This is a genomic window from Streptococcus sp. 27098_8_86 (assembly GCF_041432595.1).
Lineage (GTDB): Bacteria > Bacillota > Bacilli > Lactobacillales > Streptococcaceae > Streptococcus > Streptococcus pneumoniae_F.
In genome coordinates, this window is sequence record NZ_JAPVZW010000004.1 from 161,532 (window position 1) to 172,192 (window position 10,661).

The window sequence follows — 10,661 nt, forward strand, 5'->3', positions numbered from 1 at the left end:
TCGATTTATAAAGTTGAATCAAAATTCTAAAAAACACTTGCAATCTGACGAGTTTGTGATATAATATTGACTATAAGGTTATCGAGAAGATAACCAAGTCAAAAAAGGAGAATAATGATATGCCAGCAATTTCGTTGACCCCAGAACAGTTAAAGTCTGAAGCACAAACTTATACAAATGCTTCTGAACAATTGAAAGATGCTATTAACAAAGTTTCAAGCGCAAATGGTCGTCTTCAAGGACAATGGCAAGGTGCGGCTTTCCAATCTTACTTGGAACAATTTCAACAATTATCAGTAAACGTAACTCAAATGGAACAACTTCTTGAAAGTATCCATGCACAATTGAATCAATATGCAGATACTGTTGCTGAGCGTGACCGTCAGGATGCAACTTCATTTGGCTTGAATTAATCATCGGTGAATGGCGCTTCTAAAGGGGCGTCATTTTTTGCTAGTTATAAGTGGAAAAGGGAATAATGAATAGTCCTCATAAAGAAAAACGATACTTAAAAATTTTAACTGCAGTAGCATGCGTATCCTTGCTATCAGGTTCTCTTGTTTATTTCGCATTAAAGGATCAGAGCCTTCACTATTCAAGTGAGAACAAGCAAACTGCTAAGGTTCAATATGCGCTTGTGAATGAAGATAAAGGTGCAAGGTTTGAAAATACTGATTATAATTTAGGTTCGGATTTTGTCACTTTAATTAATCAGGATACAGAGAATAACTGGGAGACAACCAATCGTAGCGTGGCTGAAGCAGGATTGAAGTCTGGTCAGTTTGATGCAGTTATTACTCTTCCGTCAGACTTTTCTGAGAAATTGTTGAGCTTAGAGAGTGTTTCTCCAGAAAAAGCCACTGTTTCTTACCAGATTCGCGAAGGGCAAAACGAACATGCTAATCAGGCTGTCCACAGTCAAGTTAATACAGTCTTACAAGGATTTAATCAACGGGTGCTTCGGATGTATTTTTCGAGCATCATTCGGAATCTTTCAGATGCACAGACGAATGTGAATCAGATGGCAACTACAGAGTTGTCTCAAAATACGTTCATCATTTCAAATATTCAAGCTCCATTTTCGACCCTACCAGATTCATTTAGAAGTACTCAATCCATTGCAAATAGTCTGAAGACGGATAATGAACTCTTTAAGACCCAACAAGAAGCTTTTGTTAAATCAGTCGCAAGCAGCATGGAATCGAACAACAACTCTTTAGGTGCTTCTTGGAAAGCCCTTGAGTCTACAACAAAATCTGTGAATAATTTTTCAAAAGAAGCTAATACTCGTCTTGAAAAGTCAACCGACCAATATAAGGTGCAATCTGAAAAAGATAAGGCTGCCTTGGAAAAACAATGGACAGATGATCAGAAGCATTATTCTGACTTATATAATGCTCTTTACACTGTCGGGAATGCTAAATTAAAAGAATTGCAGTCTTCCAATACGGTAACCGGTTCCTTTATGGCAGATTTCAAAGCTAAGGCGGGGGAGTATAAAACTGCACAAAGTAAGGTCAAGGGGAACTTAGAGGCAAAAATTACTTCTTTAGAAAAAGAAGTAGCGGATCTTAGAGCACTCAGGGAGACCATTGCAGAGACTTATTATGGCTCTAAGGATTTAAGTGATCAGACAGCTACTGATAAAGATATTCGCTCGGCTATTTTGAACTTAATGACGAAGCCGGAAAATCGAAGCAAACTCCCTAAGAAGTATATTGAGGCAATTGCTAGTCGCTTACCGATGATTTCATCTGGAGATTTGAGTGCTCTCATTGCTAAATTAGAGCAAGATAAATTGATCTCATCAGATGAGGCTACAACTTATCGTAATGCACTGAAAATTGTCTCTAACTACAGTAGCGAGTTGGGTGGCTCTTTAGGACAAAATACAACCTTTAAGTATCTGTCCTCAGCGGCTACTGTTACTAGTCCAGTGACCTATCCCATTCACCAAACTCTAGAATTTGACCCGTCAACTGGTAGTCAGACAGTCCAATTGAACATCGATGGTGCAAAGATGGGGAATCTTGAACTGGAAGGTGTGACGAAAGATTCAATTGAAGCTTCTATCCGTCAACAGTTAAAAGATACAGGTTATCATGTGACAGCTGCAGTATCAGGAAATACAATTCAAGTCACATTTGTCAATGAAAGAACGGCATCAACTACTCCTGTCGCCTCTTCGGACTTAGGGGGATCAAGTACTTCAAATGCGGATGCAAGTGATGCAGCAACATCTACAAATTCCACTTCTACAAGTGAAAGTGCGGCATCAACGCCAACTACTTCACCAAAAGTCAGTCAACCAAGCTATGCGACACTTCCTAAAAAGGTGAGTGTCACGATTAGTGGTCAGATAAAGTGGAATTTATCTGATGATGTGAAAAAGAATTCCTATAACCAAGTAGGTTATAGTTGGACAGATGGAAGTTCAGTTCAAGCTAGTGCTCAGTTATCTGTCTTTAATGGTAAGTATGACACTTTGGCTGAGGATTTACCTGCGATTCTGAAAAACTTCCAAAACTTAGACCTTACTGCCCAACAAATCGTTACTCTATTTGCATCACCAGGGGCAAGTTTAGATATCAATCAATTTGCAGGCACGCTATCAAGTGGTACTCTCGTACAAAAGGCTAGTCCAGATTCTGTATATAGTCTCTACAATAATCTAACTGACGACGAACAGGCTTCAAAAATATCGGATGTTTTAGTTACGAAGTATCGGCTTACAGGAGATAATTTATACAAACAGGTAGATCAGCAATTAAAGGATGTGACAGATATTCTAGGTGAAAAAGAGAATCCTAAAAAAGACACCCTTCGTCAAGTGTATCAGTCTCTCCCAGACTCAGATTTGCTTGTTAAGCAAGCTTCTGCCTTAAATACCTGGTATGGGGAGATGCAGAAGGTCTTAGATGAGGCTCATAATCAGTGGAAAGATTCTGAGAAACTTGCTTATGAATCAGTTGTCAATGATCAAAATCCACAACCAGATAAGATGGATACCTCTAAGCTGGAAGAAGAAGTGAAGTCACTTTTGTCTCAATACGATAGCTTACGAGATAGTTCTAAAAAAGCTGCACAAACTACAGCTGATGGAGCTGCTCAGGTACGAGATATCTCACCACAAATCCAACAGTTAAACGAGACAACAGAGTCGGTTCAAAAGTCTGCAGATGGTGTCCTTTCCAGTCTGAATCAGAGTGTGAAGGAAACAAGTGGTACAGTTGAGAAAAATACCTCTTATGCAGAACAGTTTGGAAAGGTGCTTGCCAATGCGAAAAGTGGAGGTGCTGATAACAAGCAAGTGTTTAATTTCTTATCCGATCCAATTACTACAAAAGTCACAGAAGGTAAGATACAGGCAGCTAGTCACATTTCCATCATCCCCTATTATATGACCTTGTTGTTATCGGTTATTTCTTTTGTGATAGCTATGACGATTGGACGCTTTGTTAAAGATAGACAGGGAAGGGAAGAAACTGATCTTTTGACAACGAAAAAGTGGGACTTGAAACTTCAAAGTTTCTTACCGACAATCATAACAGCTACTGTTGGTTCGATTTTGTTTTCAGGAGTTACAATAGGAGTAGCAACAGCAGCTAATGGATTATTGTGGTTCATTTATAGCTTTATGTTAATGGCAAGCTTGATTTTGACGCTATCTTACGGCTTGAAAAAAGCTCCGTATCCGACTTATATTGTATCGGCATCTCTCTTAGGTTTTTATCTCCTACTAACTCCTATTTTGGGAGTGGCAACTCAATCAGGAAGTTTCCTTAATTTCTTATATCGACTATCTCCGTTACAAAATATTGAAAACGGCTTTAGTTATCTCTTGGTCGGTGGTAGCTTAAGCATTGTAACGATTCTTCTACTCTTATTATTTGTAGGAATCGGAGTTAGTCTCAATCTCTTTACAAGAAAGAAATAATCAAGGTAAGGATCCGTAAGGATCCTTTTTGTTTTCTTGTGAGATGGTGTGATTTGTAGTATAATAAAGCTATCTTTACAAAGTGGGGAAGGAGATTTATGAAGAAGGTTCAAGTCATTTTTAGTCTATTATTGTTGTGTCTTTTTCTTAACTCAGGTGATGTCCGAGCAGATGATGGAAGGCTTGAAATTAATAATCAAACCATCTATGATCGAGGGAACAGTCCTCAGACTACTAAGTCTAAGAATATTCCTGAATTATTTTTAGAAGATAGTGTAAAGAAAGAAAAACAGCTACAAAAAGCACAGCAAGAGAATGTTCATCAAGCGCAGTCCTCTCTTTTTACCGGGACTAAAGATACTAATAGTTTTCAGAGTCAGGATAAGGTGACGCGTGGCTTGTTTCAATCAGATTATAGAGCAGATGAAGCAATTTTGACTGGAGAGAGCACCTCTAACACTTCGCTACCTACTTGGCTATCTATTTTAGGATTTGGGATAGGTCTACTTGGAGTGACCTATCTAGGTGTTTGGCTAGGTAGGAAGTACTCAAAAGTGCTTCGTTTTAAGAAGGAGAGTGTGTGATGAAGACAATTACGGTTGGTATAAAATGGAGAGACCAAATATATGATTTGAAACTTCCGACACAGGTTTCATTCAAGAGAGTAAAAGAGCTGATATGTGAGTCATTTTCAATGATGAACCAAGAGCTACCAAGTCACTTTGATCTTCAAGTGACTAATAAATCAATTGTCTTTTATGATGATGACCAGATAGCGGACTTTCCTTTAGGAAACGGAGATCAATTAGAAATTGTAGGGAGAAAAAAATGAAAGTACAAGAGACAAGTATCCAATCCAAGCGGTCGAAAGAGGCTGGTGAACTAGAGATTAAGTTATCCGCTAATCAATTTCAACTGAATCGGATGAAGCAGTATCGATTCTTTTTAGAAAGCACGGCACATTTAGCTCAAGGAGCAGTGAAAGAGGAGGCAGAAGAGGTCGTCCGTCTTTCTTACCAAATTCCAGCAGGTTATCAGTCGATTCGAGAAGCTGTTGAAAATAAAGAAATCTTAGAGCGCCTTCATCTTTTTCAAAAGTTACAATTCTTAAAAGAAACTGTCGATCAGCCTATGAAACCCTTTATTCACCCAGATAATCTGTTTGTGAGCGGGGAAAGTGTCCTTTTAGGACATAGAGGGATGACAGATAGTGTGGTTCCTTTTTCGCTCATGAAAGAGGACTTGTTAAAGCAATATAAGGCTTTAGCTGTGTTCATTTTACAACCTAAGCTCAACTTTGAAGAGTTAATTGATAGTCTTACGATGGTAAAAAATGCTTTTGCGGAAACTCTTTTTAAAGCGGAGACTTTTGATGAAGTGGACCATCTCATTAGTGAGCAGGCTCGTATCCAAGAAGAGAAGCGTCAAAAGGAAAAACTGTTTGTCTCGAAAAGGAACTATCAATTGTTTAAATGGGGTTCTTTAGGACTCGCAATTGTAACAGTTGCGATGGGGATTGCAACAGGTATTTATGCTTTTTATGTGGTGCCTAAGCAGGATAAAATCATTCAGGCTGAGACGAGTTACATTGCCAAGGATTATACTGCAGTGGTAGAAGGTCTTAAGTCAGAAGCTCCAAATAGTCTTCCGAAGGGAGTCCAGTATACACTTGCGGCTAGCTCGTTAGAGTTAGACAATCTTACTCAAGAACAAAAGGAAGCGGTATCTAGAAACTTGTCACAGAAATCTAGTGAGAATACTCTTTCTTATTGGGTATATATTGGCCGTGGGGAACTTGAAAAAGCACTTGATATTGCTCAAAATATTGGGGACATTCAGTATATTCTTCATGCTTATACGAAGCTCTATGATCAGGTCAATACAGACAGTACGATGAGCGGAGCGAAAAAGCGAGAACTCCTTGAAAAGTATCAAAAAGAAATTGATAAGTTACAGGAACAATTAAACGGAAGTTCAAAGGCAAATAGTACATCAAAGGAGACTAAAAATGGCAACTAAGGGCAAACAAGCGACTTGGAGTCAAAAGCTGTCAGATGAAGAGATTCTTTGGCATGTGTTTTCGTTTAAAGAATGCTTTGAGTACAAAGAGTTGACCGAAAGGGCCTCCTCAATCAATATTGGAGAAAGTCATATCTCAATTACTGAAAGTGGCCTTGAAAAGGACGGAATCCCTTGGACTGGTCAGGAGGAGGAAAGTCTGGTAGCCATTCCACATGAACAGATTCAGATTCATTCCTTTACCTATCCTAAGAAGGACTTACTCTTTTCTAAGGAGAAGAAAGCAGATGTTTGCCTTGAAAGTCAAGCTCTCCTTTACCTGAAGGTTAAGGAGAATACCTATCATCTCTCTGGATCATCTAATGGAGCTAAGGTTTATCTAAATGGACAAATTCTAGAGGAAGTTGATGCCTCTATTCAGGTAGGGGATGTTTTGGTGGTGGACTGCTTTCTTTTCACATTTCGAGAACATCAGATCCATTTCCTGCCCTTGAGCAGACAGTACACTATCCAATCTGATCATTTGTTTGAAGAACCTTATCAAGCTGAGTTTCCACATGAGTTTCCTAATTATCGTAGAAGTCCACGCATTTATCTAAAAGAGCCTAAGGATAAGGTGGAAATCAATTCACCAGCGCCAGAAGAAAAACTTAGACGTGGTGAGCTATGGCGTGCGATCGTACCGCCTGTTGGAATGGTGGTGATTAGCGGAGCCTCTAGTGTCTTTATGCAGGGAAATGCCTTGCTTATGATGGGAATGGCCAGTGCCAGTCTCTTGACAGCTGGATTTTCAGTATCGAGCTATTTTACCAATAAAAAGGAAGTCAAAGAGAAGAATCAGAAAAGAAACGATGATTATCAAGAGTATCTCTTAGAGACAGGAAGCCAATTGAGTCGTCTAAAGGCGGAACAAAAGAAAGCCTTGACATATAATTTTCCATCAGTGGATGAATTAGTGGATTTAGTAGAAAGTTACAACCCACGGATTTATGAGAAGATGGTGACAAATGATGACTTTCTAAAGGTTCATTTGGGAACTGGAGCGATTGATTCTAGTTATTCCTTACGTTTTCAACCAACCAATCGCAAGGAAGACTGGAGCCGCTTTGTCGAGAAAAAACTGGTACAACCTCATATAAAATTAGAGGATGCGCCTATTGTTCTCTCTCTACGTGATCAGGCTTTGGGATTAGCGGGAGTAGCTCCTGTCTTACGAGTAGCAGTTCAAACGCTGTTGTTTCAGATTGCGGCGCTCCATTCCTATCATGATGTAGAGTTTGTGACCTTGGTCTCCCAAGAGGAATACGAGAATCACTGGCGAGAATGGCGCTGGTTGCCTCATGCGCAAATGCGGAGTCTCAATTTACGGGGACTTATTCATGATGACCAGACCAGGGACATGGTCTTGACCTCTTTTTACCAGATGTTAGTCAAGCGTCGTCAGGGCGTTCGGGAACAAAAGCAGGAGCAAATCTTCTCGCCGCACTATGTCTTGACGATTTTGGATGAGTCATGGCTGTCAGGACATGGGCTCAATGAATTTCTGGCAGAGGATATGACCCAGTATGGAGTGACGGTTATCTGGGGTAAGGAAAGTCTCAATATGTTGCCTGAGACGGTGACGGCAGTGGTTGATTACCAAAATGGAGAAACAGCCAAGTTCGTCAATAATCATCATATCTATGTCAACCAGGACTTTAAGCCTAATCGTCTGCCTCAAAATGGAAAACTTGAAGAAGCGATTTACCGTTTGGCCAATCTCAATCATATCGAAGTGGAGAAAAACTCGATTCCAGATACGATTTCCTTTATGGAACTCTACGGTGTTAAGCAGGTCGAGGAATTGGATGTGGAGAAACGCTGGCGGGCGGCGGATGCATCTAAGTCTCTCGCTGTACCTCTAGGTGTTCGAGGGAAGGATGATATTGTGCTGCTCAACCTTCATGAGCGTGCCCATGGTCCACACGGACTAGTTGCAGGGACTACCGGCTCTGGTAAGTCTGAAATTGTGCAGAGCTATATTCTGTCTCTAGCTGTTAACTTTGCGCCAGAAGATGTTGGATTTCTTCCGATTGACTTCAAAGGGGGAGGAATGGCCAATCTCTTTTCTAAGCTGCCTCACTTGATGGGTGCTATTACCAACTTGGATGGAGCTGGGACGGATCGTGCGCTGAAGAGTATTCGTGCTGAACTTCAAAAGCGTCAGCGTCTCTTTGGGAAATTCGGTGTCAACCATATCAATGGCTATACCAAGCTCTATAAAAAAGGGAAGGCACTTAGCGATCCAGAGGAGAAAAAGACCTATCCGACAGAGCCTTTACCTCATCTTTTTCTGATCTCAGATGAGTTTGCGGAGTTGAAGCAAAATGAACCAGAGTTTATGGCAGAACTCGTCTCCACGGCACGTATCGGACGTTCCCTAGGGGTTCACCTGATCCTTGCGACTCAAAAGCCATCTGGAGTGGTGGATGAGCAGATCTGGTCTAATTCTCGCTTTAAGCTGGCGCTCAAGGTTGCCGATCCTTCAGACTCAAATGAGATTATCAAAACCCCAGATGCGGCTAGTATCACTCAGCCTGGTCGTGCTTATCTTCAGGTCGGAAACAATGAAATCTATGAACTCTTCCAGTCAGCGTGGAGTGGAGCGGATTACCAGCCTTATAGTGATGAAGATAATCAAGTAGATGAACGGATTTGGTTAGTGAATCAACTAGGGCAGAGCGAACTATTGATTGACGGAAATGACGGGGATTACTCGGTTGAAGAGACACAAGAGCAGGAGACAGAACTTGAAGCTGTGATTGATTATATCAATAAGGAAACGGAGCGTCTGCAAGTCATCCTCCCTGAAAAGCCATGGTTACCACCTCTTGGAGAGGAGCTAGTAGGAGAGGCGATTGACCGTCAAGCAGAGTGGACAACCCCACGTCAACTCTCCATTCCACTAGGCATGCTGGATCTACCAAGTGCTCAAAAGCAGGAGGTCTACCACTTTGATATTGAGGAGTTGGGCAATACCGTCTTATATGGGGCCCCTGGCTTTGGAAAATCAACAGCTCTTCAAACTATCCTCATGAATCTGGCTCGTAGAAATACGCCTGAGCAAGTTCAGTTTAACCTTTTTGATTTTGGGACGAATGGTCTCTTACCAATTATAGAGTTGCCACATGTGGCGGATCTGGTTCGACTAGATGAGGAAGAAAAGCTCCTCAAGTATCTGAAACGTCTGGATAGTCTTATGAAAGAGCGGAAAGCCCTCTTTACAGAGGCTGGAGTGTCTAGTCTGTTACAGTATGAGCAAAAGACAGGTCAAGCTCTCCCTGTTTTTCTCAACTTCTTTGATGGCTATGACTCAGTACGGGAAAGCCCATTAGAGGAGATCATTGAGTCAGCTGTCAACCAGCTCCTACGTGAAGGAGCTAGTCTGGGTATTTATACTCTGATAACCGTACTCAGCGCTAGTAGCTTGCGTTTACGGATGAGTTCGACGATTCCCAATGCTTTGAGCTTTTACTTAGTAGAAGAAGGAGCGCTTCGGACGGTTATGGGACGTGATGCCCTGCCTGGCCAGGAAATTGTCGGCCGTGCTCAGGTGAAACAGGAAGAAGTTCTAGAGTTACAAGTCTATCTGCCGATAGAAGGAAAAGACGATATAGACCGTCTTTCTCACTTAACAGCAGAAATCCAATCGATGAATCAGGACTGGCAAGGCTTACGTCCAGAAGCAGTACCTATGTTGCCAAGTAAGATTTCTACGAGTTTCTTTGAAGATCACGAGGAAGTTCAGGATATGTGGCAAAGAGGCGAGTTGCCAATTGGTTTTGACAAAGAAAGTACACACCCGGTTGGCTTTGTGCCAAAACGAGACGGCTACTTTGAGCTTCTCTATGATACTATGCAGCAGCTAGAATATGGCGAAGCAGCGCTTCTGACAGGCTTAGAAAAAGTGCCTAGTCACATTAAAAAGTTCTTGGTGGATCCAACAGGAAACTACCATCAGTCGGAAGGGCTGTTCGACCAAGTATTTGTGGGCGAGGAAATCCCTGGTTTCTTTATGGATATGCAGTCTGAAGTGGATGCGCGCACGCCAGCTGATTTGGATTACCCTATCTACATCTTGATTCCAGAAGCACAAGCCCTCAGCAAGCTTATGAATCTTAAGATGACAGAGGATGCCTTTAAGGCTCTCCTACACAAAGGAGGGACAGTTGGACTCCACTTCATCTTTATGGGTGAGCTTCGTCAGATCGTTAACGGCTATATGGAAGTGGATAAGATTCTGAAGGTCAATGTGCCTGCAGGCTGTATTGGTATTCGTTTCCAAGACCAGAATGTTGTATCCATTAAGAGTAGCTTCACAGAATCGGTTGTCGGAGTGGATGAGTACAACTACTTCACCAGCCGAGATGGTTATCGTATCAAACTTATCAGTGAGTAAAAGCGAGTCATTTGACTTGCTTTTATTTTTAGGGTACTTTCCCAATCCTTATGGTAAAACATCAGAATTTTTGATATAATTAGAGAAAAAGTGGAGGAGTTTATGTATGGGACGATACGATAGTGCTATTGCGAATTGTCATGCGCAAATTCGTTGGATCCGTTTGGATATACGTACTTATGAGGATAAGATAAGACGGTTGGAATCTGCGAATGATCGTATTCAGAGTCAGATGGATGTTGTTAGTAAAAACAAGACTTCTGTGAG

Annotated in this window: 6 protein-coding genes; all 6 read left to right on the forward strand. The window is 41.3% G+C overall.

Annotated elements, in window-relative coordinates; translation table 11 throughout:
* Positions 1–119 precede the first annotated feature (119 nt).
* Positions 120–413 (forward strand): WXG100 family type VII secretion target, encoded by a 294-nt coding sequence (locus O3616_RS05590; protein WP_371638333.1) that lies wholly within the window; start codon positions 120–122, stop codon positions 411–413.
* A gap of 65 nt (positions 414–478) precedes the next feature.
* Complete coding sequence (esaA, locus tag O3616_RS05595; RefSeq protein ID WP_070842353.1) at positions 479–3,937, forward strand: type VII secretion protein EsaA; 3,459 nt, start codon at positions 479–481, stop codon at positions 3,935–3,937.
* Positions 3,938–4,035: 98 nt separating this feature from the next.
* Positions 4,036–4,521, forward strand: a complete 486-nt coding sequence (locus O3616_RS05600) for a type VII secretion EssA family protein (protein ID WP_070842354.1) — start codon at positions 4,036–4,038, stop codon at positions 4,519–4,521.
* A complete protein-coding gene (locus O3616_RS05605; protein ID WP_070842355.1) occupies positions 4,521–4,769 on the forward strand; it encodes an EsaB/YukD family protein in 249 nt (82 codons plus the stop codon). The genes O3616_RS05600 and O3616_RS05605 overlap by 1 nt, the downstream gene beginning before the upstream one ends.
* A complete protein-coding gene (essB, locus tag O3616_RS05610; RefSeq protein ID WP_070842356.1) occupies positions 4,766–5,956 on the forward strand; it encodes a type VII secretion protein EssB in 1,191 nt (396 codons plus the stop codon). The genes O3616_RS05605 and essB overlap by 4 nt, the downstream gene beginning before the upstream one ends.
* Positions 5,946–10,394, forward strand: coding sequence for a type VII secretion protein EssC (gene essC / locus O3616_RS05615; protein WP_371638334.1), 4,449 nt, complete (start codon positions 5,946–5,948; stop codon positions 10,392–10,394). The genes essB and essC overlap by 11 nt, the downstream gene beginning before the upstream one ends.
* Positions 10,395–10,661: the final 267 nt, after the last annotated feature.